The sequence below is a fragment of the Janthinobacterium aquaticum genome (assembly GCF_009208565.1).
GTDB lineage: Bacteria > Pseudomonadota > Gammaproteobacteria > Burkholderiales > Burkholderiaceae_D > Janthinobacterium.
The window spans coordinates 279,959-302,775 of sequence record NZ_WFLK01000003.1 but is presented as its reverse complement, the minus strand read 5'-3'; the positions used below and the strand labels follow the sequence as shown (position 1 = coordinate 302,775).

21 protein-coding genes are annotated in these 22,817 nt (G+C 62.1%); 13 read left to right on the top strand and 8 right to left on the bottom strand.

The genetic code is table 11. The features are described from left to right. The first annotated feature begins 85 nt into the window (after positions 1-85). Positions 86-1,423: a TolC family outer membrane protein gene (locus tag GCM43_RS06865; RefSeq protein ID WP_152242771.1), complete on the top strand. Its 1,338-nt coding sequence runs from the start codon at positions 86-88 to the stop codon at positions 1,421-1,423. A 56-nt stretch (positions 1,424-1,479) separates the two neighbouring features. Here GCM43_RS06865 and GCM43_RS06860 read toward each other — a convergent pair whose 3' ends face one another. After that, on the bottom strand, positions 1,480-1,941 hold the full coding sequence (locus tag GCM43_RS06860) for a DMT family transporter (RefSeq protein WP_152242770.1): 462 nt from the start codon (positions 1,939-1,941) through the stop codon (positions 1,480-1,482). Positions 1,942-2,022: 81 nt separating this feature from the next. Between GCM43_RS06860 and GCM43_RS06855 the strand changes: the two genes are divergently transcribed. Further along, positions 2,023-2,934, top strand: a complete 912-nt coding sequence (locus GCM43_RS06855) for a LysR substrate-binding domain-containing protein (RefSeq protein WP_152242769.1) — start codon at positions 2,023-2,025, stop codon at positions 2,932-2,934. Positions 2,935-2,940: 6 nt separating this feature from the next. On the opposite strand, the gene gloA is transcribed toward GCM43_RS06855, so the two are convergent. The 4 genes from gloA to GCM43_RS06835 all read right to left on the bottom strand — a co-directional run bounded on the left by gloA (position 2,941) and on the right by GCM43_RS06835 (position 5,630). After that, positions 2,941-3,348 (bottom strand): lactoylglutathione lyase, encoded by a 408-nt coding sequence (gene gloA, locus GCM43_RS06850; protein ID WP_152242768.1) that lies wholly within the window; start codon positions 3,346-3,348, stop codon positions 2,941-2,943. A gap of 93 nt (positions 3,349-3,441) precedes the next feature. Then, entirely contained in the window at positions 3,442-3,864 is a 423-nt protein-coding gene (locus tag GCM43_RS06845) for an OsmC family protein (RefSeq protein WP_152242767.1), read from the bottom strand. 110 nt (positions 3,865-3,974) lie between these two features. Beyond that, a complete protein-coding gene (locus GCM43_RS06840) occupies positions 3,975-5,297 on the bottom strand; it encodes a PQQ-dependent sugar dehydrogenase (protein ID WP_413770932.1) in 1,323 nt (440 codons plus the stop codon). Positions 5,298-5,315: 18 nt separating this feature from the next. Further along, positions 5,316-5,630: a hypothetical protein gene (locus tag GCM43_RS06835; RefSeq protein WP_226929364.1), complete on the bottom strand. Its 315-nt coding sequence runs from the start codon at positions 5,628-5,630 to the stop codon at positions 5,316-5,318. Between the two features lie 297 nt (positions 5,631-5,927). On the opposite strand from GCM43_RS06835, the gene GCM43_RS06830 reads away from it, so the two are divergent. From GCM43_RS06830 to can, 7 genes are all read left to right on the top strand, one after another. Further along, a complete protein-coding gene (locus GCM43_RS06830; protein ID WP_152242766.1) occupies positions 5,928-6,881 on the top strand; it encodes an NAD kinase in 954 nt (317 codons plus the stop codon). 55 nt (positions 6,882-6,936) lie between these two features. Next, on the top strand, positions 6,937-8,604 hold the full coding sequence (recN, locus tag GCM43_RS06825; protein WP_152242765.1) for a DNA repair protein RecN: 1,668 nt from the start codon (positions 6,937-6,939) through the stop codon (positions 8,602-8,604). Between the two features lie 228 nt (positions 8,605-8,832). Further along, positions 8,833-9,942, top strand: coding sequence for a ferrochelatase (hemH, locus tag GCM43_RS06820; RefSeq protein WP_152242764.1), 1,110 nt, complete (start codon positions 8,833-8,835; stop codon positions 9,940-9,942). A 320-nt stretch (positions 9,943-10,262) separates the two neighbouring features. Further along, a complete protein-coding gene (grpE, locus tag GCM43_RS06815; protein ID WP_152242763.1) occupies positions 10,263-10,799 on the top strand; it encodes a nucleotide exchange factor GrpE in 537 nt (178 codons plus the stop codon). Positions 10,800-10,891: 92 nt separating this feature from the next. Continuing rightward, entirely contained in the window at positions 10,892-12,835 is a 1,944-nt protein-coding gene (gene dnaK / locus GCM43_RS06810) for a molecular chaperone DnaK (protein WP_152242762.1), read from the top strand. 150 nt (positions 12,836-12,985) lie between these two features. After that, positions 12,986-14,110 carry a molecular chaperone DnaJ gene (dnaJ, locus tag GCM43_RS06805; protein ID WP_152242761.1) on the top strand — a complete coding sequence of 375 codons (1,125 nt, stop codon included), beginning with the start codon at positions 12,986-12,988 and terminating at the stop codon, positions 14,108-14,110. Between the two features lie 67 nt (positions 14,111-14,177). Next, complete coding sequence (can, locus tag GCM43_RS06800; RefSeq protein ID WP_152242760.1) at positions 14,178-14,852, top strand: carbonate dehydratase; 675 nt, start codon at positions 14,178-14,180, stop codon at positions 14,850-14,852. Positions 14,853-14,862: 10 nt separating this feature from the next. Here the strand turns inward: can and GCM43_RS06795 are convergent, their stop codons facing one another. Next, positions 14,863-15,750, bottom strand: coding sequence for an HTH-type transcriptional regulator ArgP (locus tag GCM43_RS06795; RefSeq protein ID WP_152242759.1), 888 nt, complete (start codon positions 15,748-15,750; stop codon positions 14,863-14,865). Positions 15,751-15,876: 126 nt separating this feature from the next. Here GCM43_RS06795 and GCM43_RS06790 point away from each other — a divergent pair, with 126 nt between their 5' ends. Beyond that, on the top strand, positions 15,877-16,500 hold the full coding sequence (locus GCM43_RS06790) for a trimeric intracellular cation channel family protein (protein ID WP_152242758.1): 624 nt from the start codon (positions 15,877-15,879) through the stop codon (positions 16,498-16,500). 66 nt (positions 16,501-16,566) lie between these two features. On the opposite strand, the gene gabD is transcribed toward GCM43_RS06790, so the two are convergent. Further along, positions 16,567-18,021, bottom strand: coding sequence for an NADP-dependent succinate-semialdehyde dehydrogenase (gene gabD, locus GCM43_RS06785; protein ID WP_152242757.1), 1,455 nt, complete (start codon positions 18,019-18,021; stop codon positions 16,567-16,569). Between the two features lie 176 nt (positions 18,022-18,197). Between gabD and GCM43_RS06780 the strand changes: the two genes are divergently transcribed. From GCM43_RS06780 to GCM43_RS06770, 3 genes are read left to right on the top strand one after another with little or no spacing between them, the layout of a single operon-like run. Then, complete coding sequence (locus GCM43_RS06780) at positions 18,198-20,114, top strand: beta-propeller domain-containing protein (protein WP_226929363.1); 1,917 nt, start codon at positions 18,198-18,200, stop codon at positions 20,112-20,114. Positions 20,115-20,126: 12 nt separating this feature from the next. Beyond that, the gene (locus GCM43_RS06775) at positions 20,127-20,762 is read left to right on the top strand and encodes a sigma-70 family RNA polymerase sigma factor (RefSeq protein ID WP_226929362.1); all 636 of its coding nucleotides are present in this window, start codon (positions 20,127-20,129) and stop codon (positions 20,760-20,762) included. Then, positions 20,759-21,544 carry a hypothetical protein gene (locus GCM43_RS06770; protein ID WP_152242756.1) on the top strand — a complete coding sequence of 262 codons (786 nt, stop codon included), beginning with the start codon at positions 20,759-20,761 and terminating at the stop codon, positions 21,542-21,544. The genes GCM43_RS06775 and GCM43_RS06770 overlap by 4 nt, the downstream gene beginning before the upstream one ends. Here the strand turns inward: GCM43_RS06770 and GCM43_RS06765 are convergent. Then, entirely contained in the window at positions 21,541-22,686 is a 1,146-nt protein-coding gene (locus GCM43_RS06765) for an MFS transporter (RefSeq protein ID WP_152242755.1), read from the bottom strand. The two genes, GCM43_RS06770 and GCM43_RS06765, sit on opposite strands and share 4 nt — an antisense overlap. Positions 22,687-22,817 lie beyond the last annotated feature (131 nt).

Below are 22,817 nucleotides of genomic sequence, written 5' to 3'. Positions count from 1 at the left end.
TGCTTGCCTGTGGAGGCTTGCATCCTGCAGGCGGCAGCAGATGTTTATTCCAACCATAATTAGATGACTCCCACGGAGAAATGCAATGCGCAAAACCCTTATCGCCGCCCTGATGACCAGCGCCTGCCTGTCGATGACATGCGCGCAGGCACAGGCGGCCGATCTCATCCAGGTGTACCAGCAGGCGCTGGCCAATGATGCGCAATACGCCAGTGCGCGTGCGGCGCTGGCAGCCGGGATGGAGCGGGTTCCGCAGGGCATGGCTGGCTTGCTGCCGCAAATTGCGGCGTCCGGCAGCAATACCGTTGGCAATACCGAGCAGATTATCCAGAACCAGGGCGGCAACAAGATCACCTCGCCGTCGGTGCATGTGCGCACCAACAGTTATAACCTGACGCTGTCGCAGCCGCTGTTCCGCTGGGATCGCTGGGAAACCTATCAGCAAAGCAAGCTGGCGCAGGCAATTGCCGAAGCGCAGTTTGCGCAGGTGCAGCAAGACCTGATCACGCGCGTGGCGCAGGCCTATTTCGACGTGCTGAGCGCCGAAGACAACCTGGGCGCCACCCGTTCGCAAAAAGCCGCCACCACCGAGCAGCTGGCGTCGGCCAAGCGCAACTTCGAGGTCGGCACGCAGACCATTACCGACACCCATGAAGCCCAGGCCGCCTATGATCTGGTCGTGGCGCAGGAGTTTGCCGCGATTAACGACCTGGCCAACAAGCGCAGCGCACTGCAAACCATTATCGGCGAAGCGCCGACGACGCTGTCGCCGATGCGCACCGGCGTGACCATCAGCGCACCGGAGCCGGCTGCCATCGAGCCGTGGGTCAGCTCGGCCGAAGAACAGAACTTCAGCGTGGTGACGGCGCAGTTCAATGTCGAGTCGGCCAAGCGCGATATCGGCCGCAACCGCGCCGGCCATTACCCGACGCTCGACCTGATCGCCAATACCGGCCGCACCTACAGCTCGGGCGGCGGCACTGGCAACGGCAATAACAACAACGCCATCGGCGTGCAGTGGAGCGTGCCGATCTTCAGCGGCTTTGCCGTCACCAGCAAGGTACGCGAGTCGATCGCGCTGGAAAACAAGGCCCGCAACGATCTGGAGTCGGCACGCCGCAACGCCTCGCAAGGCGCGCGCCAGGCTTTCCTGGGCGTCAACAGCGGGCTGGCGCAAGTCAAAGCGCTGGAAGCGGCGGAAGTGTCGAGCAAGTCGGCGCTGGAATCGAACCAGCTGGGCTACCAGGTAGGCGTGCGCATCAATATCGATGTACTCAATGCGCAGAAACAGCTGTTCAGCACGCAAAAAGATCTGTCGAAAGCGCGCTACGACACCATCATGAACGGCCTGCGCCTGAAGGCGGCGGCCGGCACCCTGAAGGAAACCGATCTGGTGCCGGTCAATGCGCTGCTTGATCGTTAAGCGCTAATCGGTGATTGATCAGAAAACCCGGCACTGGTGACAGTGCCGGGTTTTTTTTAGGCGGCGCGGCTGGCCGCCCATTGCGTGACCAGCACGCCAGCGACCACCAGCGCTGCGCCCAGCCAGTGCAGCGGGCTGATATGTTTGCTGGCAAAGCCCAGCCAGCCGTAACGGTCGATCGCCAGCGCCGCCAGCATCTGGCCGCCGATCACGGCCGCCATGAACGGACCGGAGCCCATGCGCGGCGCCAGCAGCAGCGCTGCGGTGATGTAAAACACGCCGGCGGCGCCGCCCAGCCAGGTCCAGCCCGGCGCACGCAGCGCCAGTGCCACTTCGGGCGCCGGTACGCGCATCAGCAGCATCAGCAGCGACGCGAGCACCGCGCTCACGCCCAGCGACGCCATGGTGGCCCACAGCGGGTGGCCCAGATTGCGACCCAGTGCGGCGTTGGCGCCGGCCTGCAACGGCACCACGCTGCCGGCCAGCATGGCCAGCGGTACAAACATCCATCCTTGCATATTGCCTCCATCTGTTGAGTTGATGAAGACATCGTATTATGCTGCTTGCATAATAACCAATTCGTACTTTGTCATTTACCTATGCACCAAACGAATAGTCTGCGCGCAGTCGACCTGAATCTGCTGGTGATCCTCGATGCCTTGCTGCGCGAACGCCATCTGTCGCGCGCTGCCGGGCGCTTGCACATGAGCCAGCCGGCGGTCAGCCATGCACTGGCCCGCTTGCGTCATCTGCTGCAAGACCCGTTGCTGCTGCGTGGCAAGGGAGGCTTCCAGCCGACGGCGCGCGCGCTGGCGCTGGCGCAGCCGCTGGCCGAAGCCCTGCAAAGCGTGCGCTCGGTGCTCGGCGGCGCCGTATTCGATGCCGGCAGCAGTCAGCGCACGTTTCGCGTGGCCATGTCCGACTATGGCGCGGCGCTGGTCTTGCCCGAGCTGCTGCAGCGCTTGCGCCGGGAAGCGCCCGGTATCGATCTGGCCGTCAGCTACGCCAGCCGCTCGGCCATGCTGTCGGGCCTGCAGGATGGCGAACTGGACTTGGCGCTGGGCGTGTTTGCGCAGCGTCCCGCGCAGTTGCTCAGCGAGACGCTGTTTGAAGAACAGTTCATGTGTGTATTTGATGCGGCCATGCTGGCGCCCGGCGCACAGCTGACGCTGGACGCCTATCTGGCGCGCCCGCACATGCTGGTGGCGTCTAACGATGGCGGCATGGCAGCCGAAGTCGATGCGGCGCTGGCGGCCCTGGGCAAGGCGCGCCGCATTGCCGTACGCCTGCCGCACTGGACGGTAGCGCCTGCTTTGTTGATGGGGACGGACCTGGTGCTGACGGTGGCGCAGCGTGCCTTGCAGCCCGGCATGCCGGGGCTGGCGCTGCAGGCGCCGCCGTTTGCCATCGCCCCGTTTGCTTTCGAGCTGGTGCGCCATCAGCGCACCGAGGGCGATGCCGGTATTGCCTGGCTGCGCACGGCAATTGCCGGTGCCGTCAGGCAAACCTGATCACGGTTACAGGCCGCTGCCGGCGCCGTCGAACTTGCGCTCGATCAGTTCAACCTTGTAGCCGTCCGGGTCGGTAATAAAGGCAATCACGGTGGTGCCGCCCTTGACCGGACCCGGTTCGCGCGTGACGTTGCCGCCGTTGGCGCGCGCCGCGTCACAGGCAGCCACGATGTCGTCGGTCGAGATGGCGATATGGCCGTAGGCATTGCCCAGGTCATAGCTGGTGGTGCCGTAGTTGTAGGTCAGTTCCAGCTCGGCGTGGTCGGGATTGGAACCGTAGCCGACAAAAGCCAGCGTGTACTGGTATTCCGGGTTGTCGCTGGTGCGCAGCAACTTCATGCCCAGCACTTTGGTGTAGAAATCGATGGAGCGCTGCAGGTCGCCGACGCGCAACATGGTGTGCAAAATTCGCATGCTAAATCCTGTGGTGAGGTGAACGATGGCAAGATTCTAGGCGTTTTGCGTCGATCGTGCAGCAAGGGGCGCTACGGCCCCTTGCGTGGTTGCTTATTCCAGATGCGCTTCAAGCGTGATGTTGGCCACCAGCAGTTTCGAGACCGGGCAGCCGAGCTTGGCCCGCAGCGCCGCTTCCTGGAACGCTTCATTGGTCGCACCGGGGATGGTGGCAATCAGCGTCAGGTGCACGGAAGTGATGGCGTAGTTGCCGTCGATCTTGTCCAGGCTCACTTCGGCCGTGGTTTTCAGGGCCGTGGCGCGCAGGCCCGCTTCACCGAGCTGGCCGGACAACGCCATCGTGAAACAGGCCGCATGGGCCGCGCCGATCAACTCTTCCGGGTTGCTGCCCGGGCCGTCTTCAAAGCGGGTATTGAAGCCATAGGGCACATTGTCCAGTACCGTGCTTTCGGTCGAGATAAAACCTTTTCCATCCTTGAGGCCGCCACTCCAGACGGCAGATCCTGATTTTTTCATCGTATGCTCCTCGCGTGATTCGGACTGTCATGTTGCCTGCCCAGCCCGCTTGTTTCCGTTCGCTGCGTCACACTGTGCGGCGTGGGGGCGTGTGGCGCAGCGTGCCGTACTTACGGTTTTGGTGCCACGCGCCAGATCAGGTTGCCCACGTCATCGGCCACCAGCAGCGCACCGGTCTTGTCGACCGCCACGCCGACCGGACGCCCTTGGGCATTGCCTTTGCCATCGAGAAAGCCGCTGAGGAAATCCTGTGGCGGGCCGGACGGCATGCCATCGGCAAACGGCACGAAAATCACCTTGTAGCCGCTGAAGGGCTTGCGGTTCCACGAGCCGTGCTGGCCGATAAAGGCGCCGCCCTGATAGCGCTCGGGGAACAGCTTGCCTTCATAGAACGCCAGTCCCAGCGAAGCCGTGTGTGCACCCAGTGCATAGTCGGGTGCGATCGCCTTGGCCACCAAGTCCGGGCGCGGCGGCTTGACGCGCGCATCGACGTGCTGGCCAAAGTAGCTGTAAGGCCAGCCATAGAAGCCGCCATCCTTGACCGAAGTCATGTAGTCGGGCACCAGGTCGTTACCCAGTTCATCGCGCTCGTTGACGGCCGTCCACAGCGCCTTGCTGGTTGGCTGCCAGGCCAGGCCGTTCGGGTTGCGCAGGCCACTGGCAAAGATGCGCGACTTGCCGCTGGCAATGTCGAATTGCCAGATGGCGGCGCGGCCTTCCTCGGCTGCCATGCCGTTTTCAGCCACGTTGCTGTTCGAGCCGACCGTCACGTACAGAAACTTGCCGTCCGGGCTGGCAATCACATTCTTGGTCCAGTGGTGGTTGAGCGGGCCGCCCGGCAGGTCCATCACCTTGGTGCCTTGGGCGGTGATATTGGTCTGGCCTTCTTCATACGGGAAACGTACCAGCGCGTCCGAATTGGCGATATACAGGTGCTTGCCGACCAGCGCCATGCCAAACGGCGAATTCAGGCCTTGCAGAAATACGGTGCGCGATTGCGGCGCGCCGGTGGCGTCCAGACCGCGCAGCAGCGTGATGCGGTTGGCGCTCGGGGTGACGGCGCCGGCCTTTTTCATCTGCATTTTCATGATCTTGCCCTTGATGCCTTTTTCATCTTCGGGCTTGGGCGGCGCATTGGTTTCGGCCACCAGTACATCGCCATTAGGCAACACATAAATCCAGCGCGGATGGTCAAGGTCGCGCGCATAGGGCTGCACGGCGAAGCCGGCCGCCGCCACCGGGCGTGCGTCGTCCGTCCAGCGCGCCACCGGCGCCACCTGGACGGTCGGGATCAGTTTCTTGTTCGGCTCCGGCAGTACCGGTTTCGGACCAAAGCCGGTCGGCATGGTTTGCGCCTGAACGCCGCCGGCCACGACTGCAAACGCAGCGATGGCCAGCACGGACATTCGCGCGCGTGGGAAGAGCTGTAGCATGGAAGACTCCGGTAGAGGTCAGCGGGCTTTTTTGGGTTCCAGGTCCGGATCGGGACGCGCCTGGCCGGGCGCGGCAGGCTTGACCTTTTCCACCCCGGGCGTATTGCGCAGGTCGGTATCGACCAGGCCCTGCTCGATATCGCTGGCGGCCTGTTTCATGATGTCACGCGGCTTGGTGTGCTGGGCGTCGGGCGACTCGTCGCGTTCATGGGGCAGGCGATCGACACCGTCGTTTTTCACTTTTTCATCGGTATTGATGCGCCGCTCGGTGCTTTGCTCACTCGGTTGGGTGCTGGTCTTGCCGTCGCTCTGGTTGGGATTGGGCTGGTTCATGTGACCTCCTGAAATGGTGGTTGACAGCGTTGAGTGTTACGCTCGCTGGCGTGGCGGGCAAGCGGATTTCGGAAAGCAGTGGGCGCTGGCGCACGCATGGCGCACATTTTTCTGCTATTCCTGTCCGGCTTGCACGATTACACTGGCATGCAAGTTTTCATGAACACCCTTGCAGGTCCGCAGCTGTCGCACTATACTGTGAATATATACAGTATTTATGGCTGCAGCGTAGGGCAGGCAGGCGCATGGCGTCAGTCCAGGGGTGATTTGCCACCGAATTCATTTGCCGAGATTTTTATGTCCGTCGAGAATAACGACCATCACTATGCTGCCAGTTCATCCATTGCCGGCCAGCCGTTCAACCTAGGCGCCAAGACCATTGCCCTGGCCGTGCGCCAGAATACCGATGGCATTGCCGAACCTGTCCAGACCCTGATTGACTTCCTGCATCACTTGGGCCACACCGTGGTATTTGAAACGGAAACGGCGGCCCACCTGACCTTTCCTGGGGTGCCGGCCATGACGCCGGCCGAGATCGGCGAAGCTGCCGACTGCGCCATCGTAATGGGCGGCGACGGCACCATGCTGGGCATTGCGCGCCAGATGGCGCCTTACGATGTGCCCTTGATCGGTATCAACCAGGGCCGTCTGGGGTTCATGACCGATATTCCGCTCGAACGCATGCTGCCGGTGCTGGCGGAAATTCTCAGCGGTCGCTTCAAGGCCGAACGCCGTACCTTGCTTGAAGGCAGCGTGCTGCGCGATGGCAAGTCCATCCATGTGGGCTTGGCCGTCAATGACGTGGTGGTCTCGCGTGGCGCCGGCGCCGGCATGGCCGAGCTGCGCGTCGATGTGGACGGCCATTTCATGTACAACCAGCGCTCGGACGGCCTGATCATTGCCACGCCCACCGGTTCGACCGCGTATGCGCTGTCGGCCGGCGGCCCCTTGCTGCACCCGACCCTGGGCGGCATCGTGCTGGTGCCAATTGCGCCACATGCACTGTCGAACCGGCCCATCGTGCTGCCCGACTCGAGCCAGATCGTGGTCGAGATCGTGCGCGGGCGCGATATCAGCGTCAATTTCGACATGCAGACCTTTGCCAGCCTGGCCCAGCAGGACCGCATCCTGATCCGCCGTTCGCCCCATGCGATCACCTTTTTGCACCCGCAGCGCTGGAGCTATTACCACACGCTGCGTGAAAAACTGCACTGGAACGAGTATCCGTCAAGTGACGGCAAGCTTACCTGATTAACCCTTATCCCTTATTTGCCAACCAGCGGCCTGCCGCCCAACTGATACCGCCATGCTCCATACCCTGTCCATCCGCGATTTTGTGATTGTCGATTCGATTGAACTGGAATTTTCCGCCGGCTTCAGCGTGCTCACGGGCGAGACGGGCGCCGGCAAGTCGATCCTGATCGACGCGCTGACGTTGGCGCTGGGCGGGCGCGGCGACGCCAGCGTGGTGCGCGAAGGCGCCGCCAAGGCCGACATTTCAGCCGACTTTTCCGTCAGCGACGTCGCGCAGCAGTGGATGGCGGCCAACGAATTTGCCACCGAAGGCGGCGGTGCGCTGCTGCGCCGCGTGATCGACAATGCCGGCCGCTCGAAGGCCTATATCAACGGCATTCCCGCCACTGCCGCCCAGCTGCGCGAACTGGGCGACATGCTGGTCGATATTCACGGCCAGCACGCGCACCAGTCACTGCTCAAAAGCGAGGCCCAGCGCGCCCTGCTTGACGGCCAGGCCACGGCCCGTGAAGCGGGCGCCGAGCACGATGCGCGCCAGGTGGCGCAACTGCACAAGCGCTGGCGCGCACTGGTGCGCCAGCGTGAAGAATTTGAAACCAATGCCGCCAATGTGCTGTACGAGCGAGAGCGGCTTGAGTGGCAGGTGGGCGAGCTGGAAAAGCTGGCCGCCAAGCCCGGTGAATGGACCGAGATTACCAACGAGCACAGCCGCCTGTCGCATGCGGCCAGCCTGCTCGAAGGCGCGCAGGAAGCGCTGGCGATGATTTCCGAGTCGGAAGACCAGCCCATCGTTTCGCAGCTGTCGACGCTGAACCAGAAACTGGGCAAGCTGGTGTCGGTCGATGCCGAATTGCAGCCGATAGTCGAATTGATCGAGTCGTCGCGCATCCAGCTGCAGGAGTCCGTCTATGCATTGAATAACTATCTGGACAGGGTCGAGCTGGACCCTGAGCGCCTGCATCAGCTCGACGCGCGCATGGAAGCGATGCACAGCACGGCGCGCAAGTTCCGCGTCGCGCCTGAAGAGCTGCCGGACGAGCACGCCAAGCTGTCGGAAAAGCTGCAGCACCTGGCCGACGCCAGCGATATCGAAGGCCTGCTGCGCCAGGAGAAAAAGATCGAGGAGGAATACCGCGGCGTGGCCGGGCGCCTATCCGGCACGCGCCGCGTTGCTGCGCAGGAGCTGGGCCAGGCCGTCACGCGCGCCATGCAGGAACTGAGCATGACGGGCGGCAGCTTTGAAATTGCCCTGAACCCGTGCGAGCCGTCCGCGCATGGCCTGGAGCAGGTCGAGTTCCTGGTGGCCGGCCACGCCGGCACGGCGCCCAAGCCGCTGGCGAAAGTAGCGTCCGGCGGCGAGCTGGCGCGCATTGCGCTGGCCATTTCCGTGATTACCTCGCACGCCACCACCACCCCGACGCTGATCTTTGACGAGGTCGACAGCGGCATCGGCGGCGGCGTGGCCGAGGTAGTGGGGCGTTTGCTCAAGCGCCTGGGGCAGGGCCGCCAGGTATTGTGCGTGACCCATTTGCCGCAGGTGGCCAGCCAGGCCAACCAGCATTTCCAGGTGGCCAAAAGCACGCTCGACAACGGCAAGACCGCCTCGCGCATCGACATGCTCGACCACAAGGCCCGCATCGAAGAAGTAGCCCGCATGCTTGGCGGCCTGGAAATTACCGCCACTACGCGCAAGCATGCGCGCGAGCTGCTGGCGATCTGAGCGCGATCAGCCCACTGTCTGCACACGCGGACCGTAGGTCGGATTAGGCCCCGAGGGGGCCGTAATCCGACAACACCGCTGACGCCAACAATGTGCCGGGTTACGGTTTGCGGCCTGATCCGACAGCCCTGTAACGCCAACAATGTTGTCGGATTACGCCGCTACGCGGCTAATCCGACCTACGTGGCTATAATGTCCGGCTACCCGTCCAACGAGTCTAAAAACGCCATGCCATTTCAAGCCGAACCTCCCTACAAGCACGGCGCCGTGTCACGCAGCGCCGTGGTGCTGGTCAACCTGGGTACGCCCGATGCGCCCACCGCGCCGGCCGTGCGGCGCTATCTGAAACAATTCCTGTCCGATCCGCGCGTGGTGGAAATTCCGCGCCTGGTGTGGTGGTTTATCCTGAACCTGATTATCCTGCCGTTCCGTTCCAGCCAGTCGGCCAAGAAATATGCGTCGATCTGGAGTGCCGAAGGCTCTCCCTTGAAAGTGCATACGCAAAAGCAGGCGCAGCTGCTGGCCGGTGCGCTGGCCGAACGTGGCCATACGGACCTGTCGGTGGCGATGGCCATGCGCTACGGTTCGCCGTCGCTGCCCGAGGTGCTGGCGCAGCTCAAAAGCGAAGGCTGCGAACGCATTGCCATTCTGCCGGCCTATCCTCAGTATTCGGCCACCACCACCGGTTCCATCTACGACGCCGTATTTGCGCACTATGCATCGGTGCGCAATGTGCCGGAATTGCGCTTTATCAAGCAGTACCACGAGCATGAAACGTATATCGATGCGCTGCGCGACTCGGTGCTGGCGCACTGGGCGCAGCATGGTCAGCCGGAAAAACTGGTGATGAGCTTTCATGGCGTGCCCAAGCGTACCTTGCTGCTGGGCGACCCTTACCATTGCCAATGCCTGAAAACGGCGCGCCTGCTGGCTGAAATGCTGGGCCTGAGCAAGGAACAATACCTGGTGACGTTCCAGTCGCGCTTCGGCAAGGCCGAATGGTTGCAGCCCTATACGGCGCCCACCTTGATTGCGCTGGCGCAGCAGGGCGTCAAGCGGGTCGACCTGCTGTGCCCGGGCTTTACCAGCGATTGCCTGGAGACGCTGGAGGAAATCGCCATGGAAGCCAAACATGACTTCGAAGCGGCTGGCGGACAGCAGTTTCATTACATTGCCTGCCTGAACGAGTCGCCGGCCTGGATCGCTGGCATGGCGGAAATTGCCGAGCAGCATATGATCGGCTGGCCTACCATGAAAACAGTGCCGCAGCGCGCCGCCGAGCACGTCGCTGGCGAGGCGTCGCGCGCTGCGGCGCTGGCTTTGGGCGCTGCCGACTAAGCCGGTAAGCGATATCAAAGAAAAGGGCCGCGCTTGCGCGGCCTCGCTGTTTCTGGCCACATCGAATTTGCAAATCTGCAACTTTGAAATGGTGGCAGCCATGTCCGCACTGTTAAAATACCGGGTTGTGCAGTGCAGGCGCGCTGGCCGCAACATGAAAAAAGAAGCGAATCGGGATAAGTTGTACCATGTTTCAGTAATTTTTCAGCTTGTCGCTTATACCCCCTTGAAAGACAGGGACTTAGCCCCATGTTCCGGTCAGTGTTGTAAAGATATGTCGCCTAACTAATATTAAGTCATTGATTGTAGGAGCTTTTCAGATGCAAGATCAGGAAAATCAAGCAGTACCTAATCACGAAGCGGACGCTGCAGCGGCTGCACCATCGACTCCTGCAGAGGCTACTTTGGAAGAGCAACTGGCCAGCACCGAAGCGCGTCTTGCAGAGATGCACGACGCCTTTATGCGCGCCAAGGCTGACGGTGAAAACATTCGTCGCCGTGCCCAGGAAGATGTGGCCAAAGCGCATAAATTTGCAGTAGAAAGCTTTGCCGAAGCGCTGGTGCCGGTGAAAGACAGCCTGGAAACAGCGCTGACGGTGGCTGCGCCATCGATCGAGTCGCTGAAAGAAGGCGTGGAAATGACGCTCAAGCAACTGAGCGCCGCTTTCGAGCGCAACCGCCTGGTCGAAGTTGTGCCGGCGCAGGGCGAAAAGCTCGATCCGATGAAGCACCAGGCCGTCGCTGTCGTGCCGGCCGACCAGGAAGCCAACACGGTTGTTACGGTATTGCAAAAAGGTTATATGATTGCAGACCGTCTGTTGCGTCCTGCCATCGTGACCACCGCGCAAGCAAAATAATCAGAGTGCGGCGTCAAGCCAGTCTTGAAAACATGCTGCAGTGCCATATATAAGAACCATCTGAAATCTAGCGAATAAAAGGAAGAAAAATCATGGGTAGAATTATCGGTATCGATCTGGGAACCACGAATTCCTGCGTTTCCATCATGGAAAACGGTCAACCAAAGGTAATCGAAAACGCTGAAGGCGCACGCACGACGCCGTCGATTATCGCTTATCAGGAAGACGGCGAAATTCTCGTCGGCGCGCCGGCAAAACGCCAGGCAGTGACCAATCCGAAAAACACGCTGTTTGCAGTCAAGCGTCTGATCGGTCGCAAATTCGACGAGAAAGAAGTACAGAAAGACATCGCGCTGATGCCTTACCAGATCACCAAAGCCGACAACGGCGATGCGTGGATCGGCGTACGCGACAAAAAACTGGCACCGCAGCAAATTTCGGCTGAAGTGCTGCGCAAGATGAAGAAAACGGCAGAAGACTACCTCGGCGAAGAAGTCACCGAAGCGGTCATCACCGTGCCTGCTTACTTCAACGACTCGCAGCGCCAGGCAACCAAGGACGCCGGCCGTATCGCTGGTCTGGACGTCAAGCGCATCATCAATGAGCCGACCGCAGCCGCACTGGCATTCGGCCTGGACAAGAACGAAAAGGGCGACCGCAAGATCGCCGTGTACGACCTGGGTGGCGGTACGTTCGACGTGTCGATCATTGAAATCGCTGACGTTGATGGCGAAAAACAATTTGAAGTGCTGGCCACCAACGGCGACACCTTCCTGGGCGGCGAAGACTTCGACCAGCGCGTTATCGATTACATCATCGACGAGTTCAAGAAGATCAACGGCATCGATCTGAAAAAAGATCCGATCGCCCTGCAGCGCATCAAGGCTTCGGCCGAGCGCGCAAAGATCGAGCTGTCGTCGTCGCAACAGACCGAGATCAACGAGCCGTACATCGCCATGGCCAATGGCGCACCGGTCCACCTGAATCTGAAAATGACCCGTGCCAAGCTCGAGTCGCTGGTGGAAGAGCTGATTTCGGCCACCATGGAACCATGCCGCATGGCCATCAAGGATGCAGGCGTGAAAGTGTCCGACATCGACGACATCATTCTGGTCGGCGGTATGACCCGTATGCCGAAGGTGCAGGAAAAAGTGAAGGAATTCTTCGGCAAGGATCCACGCAAGGACGTGAACCCGGACGAAGCCGTGGCTGTTGGTGCAGCGATTCAAGGTTCGGTCCTGTCGGGCGAACGCAAGGACTTGCTGCTGCTGGACGTGACGCCGCTGTCGCTGGGTATTGAAACCCTGGGTGGCGTGATGACCAAGATGATTCACAAAAACACCACGATTCCAACCAAGTTTTCGCAAGTGTTCTCGACTGCCGATGACAACCAGCCTGCCGTGACCATCAAGGTCTATCAGGGTGAGCGTGAAATCGCGGCCGGTAACAAAGGTCTGGGCGAATTCAATCTGGAAGGCATCCCGCCAGCAGCACGCGGTACGCCACAGATCGAAGTGACTTTCGACATCGACGCCAACGGCATTTTGCACGTCGGCGCGAAAGACAAGGCCACCGGCAAGGAAAACAAGATCACGATCAAGGCCAACTCGGGCTTGACCGAGGCTGAAATCCAGAAGATGGTGAAAGACGCCGAGCTGAACGCGGAAGAAGATAAAAAGGTCAAGGAACTGGCCGAGTCGCGCAACCAGGCTGATGCTCTGGTACACTCGACCCGCAAATCGCTGACCGAATACGGCGACAAGCTCGAAGCTGGCGAGAAAGAAAAGATCGAAGCAGCAATCACCGATCTGGAAGCTTCGATCAAGGCTGGCGACAAGGCAGAAATCGATGCCAAATCGGAAGCCCTGTCTTCGGCAGCGCAAAAGCTGGGCGAGAAAATGTACGCCGACATGCAAGCGCAGCAAGCTGCAGGCGGTGCAGAAGGTGCTCAGCAAGCCGCTGGCGCATCGGAAGCGAACGCCAAGCAGGACGACGTGGTCGACGCCGACTTCAAGGAAGTAAAAGACAGCAAGTAATTGTTACTCGGACGGTTCACTCCCACTCTGGTGGGGGCGGCCTGGCCGTCAAGTTGCGAAGACCGGCCGAGCCGAGTCACCGTGTTTGCACGGTACTCGCTCGGCTTTTTCGTGTGTTTGTACATCAGTAGATAGACTGCAAGGTGCCAAATGGCAAAGCGTGATTTTTACGAGACACTTGGTGTCGCAAAGAATGCTTCGGAAGACGAAATCAAGAAGGCTTACCGCAAGCTGGCGATGAAGTACCATCCGGACCGCAATCCGGATAGCAAGGAATCGGAAGAAAAGTTCAAGGAAGTCAAAGAAGCCTACGAGATGCTGACCAATCCGGAAAAGCGCGAGGCCTATGACCGTTATGGCCATGCCGGCGTGGACCCGAACATGGGTGGCGGCGGCGGTTTCGGCGGAGGCGGCTTTGCCGACAGCTTTGGCGATATCTTCGGCGACATCTTTGGCGGCGGCGGACGCAGCCGCAATGCCGGCCCGCAGGTCTACCGCGGCGCCGATCTGCGCTACAACCTGGAAATTACCTTGGAGCAGGCTGCCCACGGCTTCGACACGACCATCCGCGTGCCGAGCTGGGACAAGTGCGACACCTGCCACGGCAGCGGTGCCAAGCCCGGCACGCAGCCGGTCACGTGCGGCACGTGCGGCGGCCACGGCCAGGTACGCATGCAGCAGGGTTTCTTCAGCATCCAGCAAACCTGCCCGAAATGCCACGGCAGCGGCAAGGTGATTCCTGAGCCTTGCGGCACTTGCAACGGCGCCGGCCGTATCAAGCGCAACAAGACGCTGGAAGTGAAAATTCCGGTTGGTATCGACAACGGCATGCGTATCCGTTCGTCCGGCAACGGCGAACCGGGCACCAATGGCGGACCGTCGGGCGACCTGTATGTGGAAATCCATATCAAGCCGCACGCCGTGTTCCAGCGCGAAGGCGACGACCTGCATTGCGAAATGCCGATTTCGTTTACCAAGGCAGCCTTGGGCGGCGATATCGAAGTGCCGACCCTGAACGGCAAGGTGTCGTTTACGATTCCTGAAGGCACCCAATCGGGCAAGACCTTCCGCCTCAAAGGCAAGGGCATCAAGGGTGTGCGCTCCGGTTTTGCTGGCGACCTGTTCTGCCACGTTGCCGTGGAGACGCCAGTCAAACTGACGGAAAAGCAGAAAGAACTGCTGCGCGATTTTGAAAAATCCACCACCGAGGGCGGCGCCAAGCACAGCCCTCAAAGCAAGACCTGGAAAGACAAGGTCAAGGATTTTTTTGAATAAACGTTAGCAATTCAATCGCCGGGATGCCAACCACATCCCGGCTTTTTTTTTAAGAAGCAAGGAAACCATGACCGAAGCAAACAAAGCCCCGGCCCTGACGGACCTGCTGCAGCGCAACTTGCGCTGGGCCACGTCCATGATGGAGAAAAATCCCGATTACTTCAGGAACCTGGAAGCGCAAACGTCCCCAGAATACCTGTGGATTGGCTGCTCGGACAGCCGCGTGCCCGCCAATGAACTGCTGGGCATGCCGCCAGGCGATGTTTTCGTGCATCGTAATATTGCCAACGTGGTCGTGCATTCCGACCTGAACTGCCTGTCGGTGCTGCAGTTCGCCGTTGATGTGCTGAAAGTCAAACATGTGATTATCGTCGGCCACTACGGCTGCAAGGGCGTGCATGCGGCCATGACCGGCACGCGCATCGGCCTGGTCGACAACTGGCTGCGCCATGTGCAGGATGTGAGCCAGAAGCATGAGCGTTATCTGGGCGACGTGCTGACCAGCCGCCAGCGCAGCGACCGCCTGTGCGAGCTGAACGTGGTCGAGCAGGTCCTGAACGTCTGCCAGACCACCATCGTGCAGGACGCCTGGGAACGTGGCCAGTCGCTGAGCGTGCACGGCTGGGTGTACGGCCTGAAGGACGGCGTGCTCAACGACCTGGAAGTGAGTGTATCGGCCGGCCATGAACTGGCGCCGCGCATGGCGGCCCGCCTGGCCAGCTACGACGAAGCAGGCAAATAGTCAGTCCAGCTTAGGCCAGCATGCTGCGCGCCGCTGCAATAATCTGGCGCGACAGCTGCTCCAGCCGTGGCGACTGCACCTTCCAGGTATGCCAGTACAGCGCCACGTCGGCCGGCTGGGTGGGCGCCAGCTTGTCGACCAGCGCGCCGTCGGGGTTGGCGCGCAGCAGCAGTTCGGGCACCATGCCATAGCCCAGTCCATAACGGATGGCGTTGAAGTGCGAGGTGGCGCCCGGCACATAGTGGCAGGGGTAGGCGCCTTCGGGCAGTCCCAGCTGCTGTTCCAGATACGACGATTGCAAGGTGTCCTTGCGTGTATAGGCCACCACCGGCGCCGTGCGCGCGGCCTTGCGGGTGATGCCATGCGCAAACCATTGCTGGCGAAACGCCGGCGTGGCCACCAGCCAGTAGCGCATCACGCCCAGCGGCTCGGCAATGCAGCCGCGCATGGGCTTGGCTTCGGTGGTAATGCAGCCGATCGCCATCCCCGTTTCCAGCAAAGTATAGGTATGGTCCTGGTCTTCCACCAGCAAGTCCAGCAGCACGCGCTCGCGTATCAGCACTTCTGACAAGGCTGGAAAAAACCAGGTGCCGATCGAGTCGGCGTTCAGGGCCAGCACCAGCGTCAGCGGAGCGTCATGCTCGACCGCCAGTTCCGCTTCCAGGTCGTCTTCGAGCAGCTTGGCGCGTTTCAGGTATTGCATCAGCCGCTGCCCCATGCGCGTGGCGCGCGCCGGCCGGCTGCGCACGATCAGCGCGTTGCCCAGCTGGCTTTCCAGCGCCCGTACGCGTTGTGAAATGGCCGGCGAGGTCAGGTGCAGCTGCACGGCCGCCTGCTCGAAACTGCCGGTTTCCACCACGGCGCGAAACGCTTCGGTATGGCGTGGATTGAGGTTCATGGCATGGCAAAGATTAGAAAAATTTATCAATCCTAAATAATACTTACTTTTGATTAGCTTTGGCGTGTTGCATTGCACAATAGCGTTTTGCGCAGCCGTGCTGCGCACGCTTTTCTGAAAGAATCCATGTTGCTCTATACGATATACCTGGTCGCCATTACGGCCGAAGCCATGTCCGGCGCCATTATGGGCATGCGCCGTGGCATGGATCTGTTCGGCATTGTGATGATCGGCACCGTCACCGCGCTCGGTGGCGGCACCGTGCGCGATATGCTGCTCGGTCACTATCCGCTGGGCTGGATTGCCCATCCCGAGTACCTGTTGTTTACCGGCGGTGCGGCCGTCGTGACGGCGTTCGTGGCGCGCTATCTGCATCATCTGCGCACGGTGTTTTTGCTGGTTGACGGCCTGGGGCTGGTGGCGTTTTGCGTGATCGGCTGCGATATTGCCATGGGCGCCGGGATGCATCCGGCCATCGTGGTGCTGGCCGGCATGATTACCGGCGTCTTCGGCGGCCTGCTGCGCGACATCCTGTGCAACCAGATGCCCTTGGTGCTGCAGCGCGAAGTGTATGCCACGGTAGCGCTGTTTACCGGCAGCCTGTATGTAGCGCTGCTGTATTTCCAGGTTGACAGTTCCGTGGCCCAGCTCGTTTCGATTGCCGCCGGCTTTGCGTTCCGGCTGCTGGCCCTGCGTTTCTCGTGGCGCCTGCCCAATTTCAACGGCGACCGCATACGCGGCTTCGAGTAGGTCGGATTACGCGCTTGCGCGCTAATCCGACCCACGCGATTTGCGTTGGTTTGGCGGCATCCGATATCAAATCCCGCCCATGCAGATATATTTGATGACCAGGTAATCATCGATCCCGTACGACGATCCTTCGCGCCCCAGCCCCGACTGCTTGACGCCGCCAAACGGCGCCATCTCGGTCGAGATCAGGCCAGTATTGACGCCGACCATGCCCGACTCCAGGCCTTCTGCCATGCGCCAGATACGGCCGATGTCGCGCGAATAGAAATAGGCGGCCAGGCCGAACTCGGTATTGTTGGCCATGGCAATGGCTTCTTCGTCGGTCTTGAAACGGAACAGCGGCGCCAGCGGGCCGAAGGTTTCTTCGCCGGCCACCAGCATGTCGGCAGTCACGTCGGCAATTACGGTGGGCTGGAAGAAGCTGTGGCCCAGTGCGTGACGCTGGCCGCCGGTCAGCAGGCGACCGCCCTTGGACAAGGCGTCGGCCACGTGTTGCTCGACTTTTTCCACGGCTTTTTCTTCGATCAGCGGACCTTGCGTGACGCCGTCGTCCATGCCGTTGCCGACCTTGAGCTTTTCCACCGCCGCCACCAGTTTTTCGGCAAAGGCGTCATACACGCCGTCCTGCACGTACAGGCGGTTGGCGCACACGCAGGTCTGGCCGGCATTGCGGTATTTCGAAGCGATTGCGCCTTCCACGGCCGCATCGAGGTCGGCGTCGTCAAACACGATGAACGGTGCATTGCCGCCCAGTTCCAGCGACAGTTTCTTGATCGTCGGCGCGCACTGCGCCATCAGCTTGCGGCCCACTTCGGTCGAGCCGGTAAAGGTCAGCTTGCGCACCAGCGGATTGGCCGTCATTTCGTCGCCAATCTCCTTCGATGAGCCGGTAATGACATTGAATACGCCCGGTGGAATGCCGGCGCGCTCGGCCAGCACCGCCAGCGCCAGCGCGGAAAACGGCGTCAGGCCAGCCGGCTTGACGACGATCGGGCAGCCCGCTGCCAGGGCCGGGCCGACCTTGCGGGTAATCATGGCGGCAGGGAAGTTCCACGGCGTGATGGCGGCGCACACGCCGATCGGCTCCTTGGTCACCACGATGCGCCGGTCAGCCCACGGCGAAGCGAGCGTGTCGCCCGCCACGCGCTTGCCTTCTTCGGCAAACCATTCGATAAACGAGGCGGCGTACTGCACTTCGCCTTTTGACTCGGCCAGTGGCTTGCCCTGTTCGGCCGTCATGATGGCGGCCAGGTCGTCGGCGTGTTCGAGCATCAGGTCATTCCAGCGGCGCAGATAGCCGGCGCGCTCCCTGGCGCTTTTCTTGCGCCAGGCCGGCCAGGCGTCATTGGCGCGCGCGATGGCGTCGGCGGTTTCCTGCGTGCCCATGGCGGGCACCTGGCCCAGCGTCTCGCCGGTAGCCGGATTGGTCACGGCGATGGTCTTGCCGTTGCCGGCGTCGAGCCATTGTCCGTTGATATAGCATTGCTGGCGCAGCAGCGCCGGGTCGTTAAGATTGAGCATGGCGTTTTTCAGGGCAGTTGCACGGTCTTTGATGGTAGACCTTTTGACGCCGGCACGCTTGCCTGATGCGTGCTGCAGTGTATGTGGGCGCACGCTGAAAAAATATTCCATGGCTTTAACCCCGTTCTTGCTGGCGCACCGTTTCAGGATGCATGTCACGCCAACCGGAGAAACCCATGCCCATGCCCACCGTTTTCAAACTTGCCGCACTGTCGATGTCGCTGTCTTTGGCTTGCGCCGCACAAGCTGCCGCCACGGCGCCGCAAAAAACTTTGCCGGCGTTTGCCAGCGAACAGGAACTGACTGTCTACCTGCAAACGCTGGCGCAGCGCCAGCTTGAGCAGCAGCGCGCGCGTGAAAAGATGCTGCGCCGCTCGGGTGGCATGATGAAGATGGCGCCTTCCGTTGCTCCAGCGCCAGCGCCGATGGCCGAAGCCTCGGTGGCCAGCGCCGACAGCGCTGCCGAATCGGTTACCAACACTCAGACGGCCGGCGTCGACGAAGGCGGCATCGTCAAGCTGCATGGCAAGCATCTGGTGATGCTCAGGCGCGGCAAATTATTTACCGTGGCGGTGGGCGGCAACGCGCTGCAGCCGGTCGCCGCGGTGGACGCCTTTGCGCCCGGCAGTGACCCGTCTGGCAGCTGGTATGACGAAATGCTCATTTCCGGCGACACGGTAGCGGTGATCGGCTACAGCTACAGCCGCGGCGGCACCGAGGTGGGCCTGTTCGATATCGACGCTGCCGGCAAGCTGGCCTACCGCGCCACCTATCATCTGCGCTCGAACGACTATTATTCGGCGCGCAATTACGCCAGCCGCCTGGTGGGCAGCAAGCTGGTGTTCTACTCGCCATTGAGCTTGAATGTGCGCGGCAAGGACTTGTTTGCCGGGTTCCCGGCACTGCGCCGCTGGCGTCCGGATGCGGTGCCCGGCGACTTCCAGCGTATTGCACCGGCCACGCGCGTTTACCGTACCGACGACGAGATCGATCCGGACGATGGCGCCACGCTCCATACCGTTACCGTGTGCGACCTGGCGCAACGCGAGATGCGCTGCGAAGCCACGGCCGTGATGGGGCCGCAGGGACGCGTGTTTTATGTCTCGGGCGAATCGGTGTATGTATGGACCACGCGCCGTGGCCGCAAGGATGGCGGCACCCAGGCTGGCCTGTTTCGCATTCCCTTGAGCGGTGCGGCACCCAGCGCGCTGAAAGTGGCCGGCGCGCCGGTCGACCAGTTCTCGTTCCTGGAAAGCGGCGACGGTTACCTGAACGTACTGCTGCGCGAGCAGGGCAAGGGCGATGCGATGTGGGACTCAAGCCGTGGCGTGGGCGAACTGGCGCTGCTGCGCGTGGCGCTGTCGAGCTTTTCCGATGGCCGCGACAGCGCACCGGCCAGCAGCTACCGTGCACTGCCCGGCGGCGCCGGCTACGGGCTGCAGAACCGCTATGTCGGCCAGTATCTGCTGTATGGCACGTCGGGGCAGTTCGGCCAGCGCAAGGCTGACCAGGCCTGGCCGCGCCAGGGTCTGTACGCGCTGCGCTGGAACGACAACAGCGCCGTGCAGTCGCTGGCCCTGCCGCATGGGGTCGAGCGCATCGAAGCGCTGGGCAATGACGCGGTGGTGGTCGGCGCGGCCGGCAGCGACCTGCATTTCAGCAGCATCAAACTGGGCAGCCAGGCCAGCATCGCCGGCACCTATGTGCGCGCCAATGCCGCGCAGGGGGAGTCGCGCAGCCACGGCTTTTTCTACAAGCCGCAAAGCGCCGGCGCCGGTGTGATCGGCCTGCCGATACTGGGTGCGCACGAACAGCCGAACCTGCGCCAGCCTGCCGCCTCGGTGCTGTATTTGCGTAACACCGACCTGCAGTTGAAAGAGCTGGGCGCGCTGGCAGCGCAGCCAGCCAGGATAGACAACGACGGCTGCCGTGTATCGTGTGTCGACTGGTATGGCAATGCGCGTCCGCTGTTCCTGCAGGGCCGCGTGTTTGCCTTGCTCGGCTATGAGCTGGTCGAAGGACAGCTGACGCAGAACGGCATCCGCGAACTGCGCCGCATCAGCTATGCCCCTGCGCCTGGTGTGCGCCAGTAAGCCAGTGAACCAATGAGCACGAGCGTGCAGCAATTGTCGCTGCCGGCAAGTTGGGCTACACTGATCCGCATGCCCGACAACCTTGCCGACGTGACCGATGAAGAGCTGATGCTGCGCTATGGCGACGGCGAGCTGCCTGCATTCCAGGAGCTGTACCGTCGCCATAGCCAGGGCCTGTATCGTTTCGTGGCCTGGCGTTCGCCGCGGCGTTCGTGGGCCGATGAAATCGTGCAGGACGCCTGGGCCAGCCTGCATGCGGCGCGCGCCAGTTACCTGCCGCAGCCGCAGGCGAGCTTTCGCACCTATCTGTACCAGATCGCACGCAACCGCCTGCTCGATCTGCTGCGCCAGCGCGGCGAGCAGCCCGAGGCCATCGATGCACCCGAGACGCTGGCCGACGATAGCGCTACGCCGCAGCAATCGCTCGAACGGCGCCAGCAGCAGGCGCTGTTGCATGCGGCGATTGCGGCGCTGCCGTATGAACAGAAGGAAGCGCTGGTGCTGCAGCAGTTCAGCGCCATGAGCATTGCCGATATTGCGGTGGTCACACAGGCCGAGCCGGAGACGGTCAAAAGCCGGCTGCGCTACGCCATGCAGAAACTGCGCGCGCAGCTGACCCAGCCGGCCGGTGCGGGAGAACCAACATGACTTATCCTGAAGACTTCAACGAGGACGATGAACTCAACGCGCTGCTGGCCGACTTGCCGCAGCCAGCGCCATCGGCTGCCCTGGACGCGGCCATCCTGGCCAGCGCGCAACAGGCTCTGGCAGACGATGCGGCAAAACCGGTGGCAGCGAACGACAGCGCCGACGGCGTGCGCAGCCTGCCAGCCAAGCCTGATTACCTGCAGCGCTGGCGCCTTCCGCTGGGCCTGGCCGCGGCCGTCCTGCTGACTGTCAATATGATCGGCATCGACTGGTTTGGCTCGAAACCCGCGCAGTTCCCGGTGGTGGGCGAACCGGTCACGCCAACAGTGCCGCCTCAGACAGAGGCCATGACCGCACCGGCTCCTGCCATGGATGCTGCACCAGTGTCGCCAGCACCGGCGCCGCCGCCAGCACCTGCACCCATGCGCAAGCCGTCGCCGATGCAAAAGAGCGTGCCGATGGCCGAACAGAGCGTACCGAGCATATCAAGCGTGCAGAACGAGCAGCTGGCGCCGCCACTGCCAAGCATGCCCGCGCCGGTAATGAGCCGCGTTACGCCGGCGCCCGCCATTGCTCCTGCTCCGCCTCCTGCTCCAGCACCAGCACCAGCACCAGCCCCGGCCAGGCTCGACGCCTCGGTCTGGCTGCTCAAGATCGACGCGCTGCTCAAGGCCGGTCAAGCGCAGGTGGCGCAGGACGAATGGCGCGCCTTCAGGCAGAGCTATCCCGATTATCCGGTCGAGCAGCAATTGCGCGAACGGCTCGAAGCGCCTGCGCGCTAGACGATTTTTCTGGCGCGCTCCCACACGGCGCTGCCGACAAACAGCGCCGCGCACACCCACATCACCGCCGGCAGGGCGTTGATGCCCACCGACTGCATCAATACGCCAGTGAGCAGCGGCCCGCCGCCGCTGGTCACGCCCCAGGTGGCGTTGACGATCGCGCTGGCGCTGGTCAGCGACAGGCCGGTAAAGCGCTCGCCGCAGGCCACCAGCGCCAGCATATAGGTGCCGCCGGCCGCTGCCCCCAGTAGCAGCAGCAAGGTCCACCACAGCCAGGGCGTGCCGACGGCCAGCGGCATCAGCGGCAGCAGCAGGCACACGGCCACGCCGCAGCCGGCATGCACGCGCGCGCGGCCGTAGCGGTCTGCCATCCATCCCAGCACGAACTGCAGGCCGGTGTCGCCGATCAGCACCACGGTAGCCGACAGCAGCGCCAGTTCGGTGCTCACGCCGTGGCGCATGGCGTACAGCGGCAGCAGGCTCAGTGCCAGCGTATCGAACAGCGCAAAGAAGCCTGCACCGAGCACGATCATCGGCATGCGCGGCAGGATCAGGCACCAGCGCACGCCATGCTCCTCGGCTTCACGCTGCGGGCCGCTGTTCGAGATCAGCATCAGGCCGGGCAGGGCCAGCAGGAACAGCAGGCCGCAGGCGGCAAAGCTCCAGCTGATGCGCGCATTGAACAGCGCCACCAGGCCAGGGCCGAGCAGCTGGAAAAACGTGAAGCTGGTGGTGTAGATGGCGATCACGCGTCCGCGCGAGTTGTCTGGCGCGAGCCGGTTGACCCAGGCTTCTCCGATGGTAAAGAGCACGCCCATGGCGCCGCCAAACACACAGCGCAGGGCGCTCCAGGCCAGCAGGCTGTCGGTAGCCTGCATGGCGATGGTGGCCAGCGCGGCAGCCCACACGGCGCCGATCATGGTGGCGCGCGCACCGAAGCGTCCGACCATGCGCGAGACAAACGGCGAGACGGCCAGGATGCCCAGCGCGCTGACGGCCGTGATCATGCCGATGATGTGCGTGCCCACGCCGCGCTGGTCGAGCGTGAGGGCGGTCAACGGCATGGTGGCGCCCAGTCCCAGGCCCACCACGCCGATGCTGACTACCAGCGCAAAGAAGTCGCGCCATGGCATGCTTTTCATGGCGTTTTTCGCAAGACAGGCATATGATAATTTTACTTGTGGCAACAGTGAGAGCCGTAGTGTAGCTGCTGCAGCGCCTTTGAGCATCCCCACGTCCAGGGCCAGTTGTGTGGCAGTTTGGCAACGCCATC

Coding starts and splice junctions, on each gene's coding strand:
- GCM43_RS06865 (WP_152242771.1), top strand. CDS start 86: ATGCGCAAAACCCTTATCGCCGCCCTGATGACCAGCGCCTGCCTGTCG.
- GCM43_RS06860 (WP_152242770.1), bottom strand. CDS start 1,941: ATGCAAGGATGGATGTTTGTACCGCTGGCCATGCTGGCCGGCAGCGTG.
- GCM43_RS06855 (WP_152242769.1), top strand. CDS start 2,023: ATGCACCAAACGAATAGTCTGCGCGCAGTCGACCTGAATCTGCTGGTG.
- gloA (WP_152242768.1), bottom strand. CDS start 3,348: ATGCGAATTTTGCACACCATGTTGCGCGTCGGCGACCTGCAGCGCTCC.
- GCM43_RS06845 (WP_152242767.1), bottom strand. CDS start 3,864: ATGAAAAAATCAGGATCTGCCGTCTGGAGTGGCGGCCTCAAGGATGGA.
- GCM43_RS06840 (WP_413770932.1), bottom strand. CDS start 5,297: ATGCTACAGCTCTTCCCACGCGCGCGAATGTCCGTGCTGGCCATCGCT.
- GCM43_RS06835 (WP_226929364.1), bottom strand. CDS start 5,630: ATGAACCAGCCCAATCCCAACCAGAGCGACGGCAAGACCAGCACCCAA.
- GCM43_RS06830 (WP_152242766.1), top strand. CDS start 5,928: ATGTCCGTCGAGAATAACGACCATCACTATGCTGCCAGTTCATCCATT.
- recN (WP_152242765.1), top strand. CDS start 6,937: ATGCTCCATACCCTGTCCATCCGCGATTTTGTGATTGTCGATTCGATT.
- hemH (WP_152242764.1), top strand. CDS start 8,833: ATGCCATTTCAAGCCGAACCTCCCTACAAGCACGGCGCCGTGTCACGC.
- grpE (WP_152242763.1), top strand. CDS start 10,263: ATGCAAGATCAGGAAAATCAAGCAGTACCTAATCACGAAGCGGACGCT.
- dnaK (WP_152242762.1), top strand. CDS start 10,892: ATGGGTAGAATTATCGGTATCGATCTGGGAACCACGAATTCCTGCGTT.
- dnaJ (WP_152242761.1), top strand. CDS start 12,986: ATGGCAAAGCGTGATTTTTACGAGACACTTGGTGTCGCAAAGAATGCT.
- can (WP_152242760.1), top strand. CDS start 14,178: ATGACCGAAGCAAACAAAGCCCCGGCCCTGACGGACCTGCTGCAGCGC.
- GCM43_RS06795 (WP_152242759.1), bottom strand. CDS start 15,750: ATGAACCTCAATCCACGCCATACCGAAGCGTTTCGCGCCGTGGTGGAA.
- GCM43_RS06790 (WP_152242758.1), top strand. CDS start 15,877: ATGTTGCTCTATACGATATACCTGGTCGCCATTACGGCCGAAGCCATG.
- gabD (WP_152242757.1), bottom strand. CDS start 18,021: ATGCTCAATCTTAACGACCCGGCGCTGCTGCGCCAGCAATGCTATATC.
- GCM43_RS06780 (WP_226929363.1), top strand. CDS start 18,198: ATGCCCATGCCCACCGTTTTCAAACTTGCCGCACTGTCGATGTCGCTG.
- GCM43_RS06775 (WP_226929362.1), top strand. CDS start 20,127: ATGAGCACGAGCGTGCAGCAATTGTCGCTGCCGGCAAGTTGGGCTACA.
- GCM43_RS06770 (WP_152242756.1), top strand. CDS start 20,759: ATGACTTATCCTGAAGACTTCAACGAGGACGATGAACTCAACGCGCTG.
- GCM43_RS06765 (WP_152242755.1), bottom strand. CDS start 22,686: ATGAAAAGCATGCCATGGCGCGACTTCTTTGCGCTGGTAGTCAGCATC.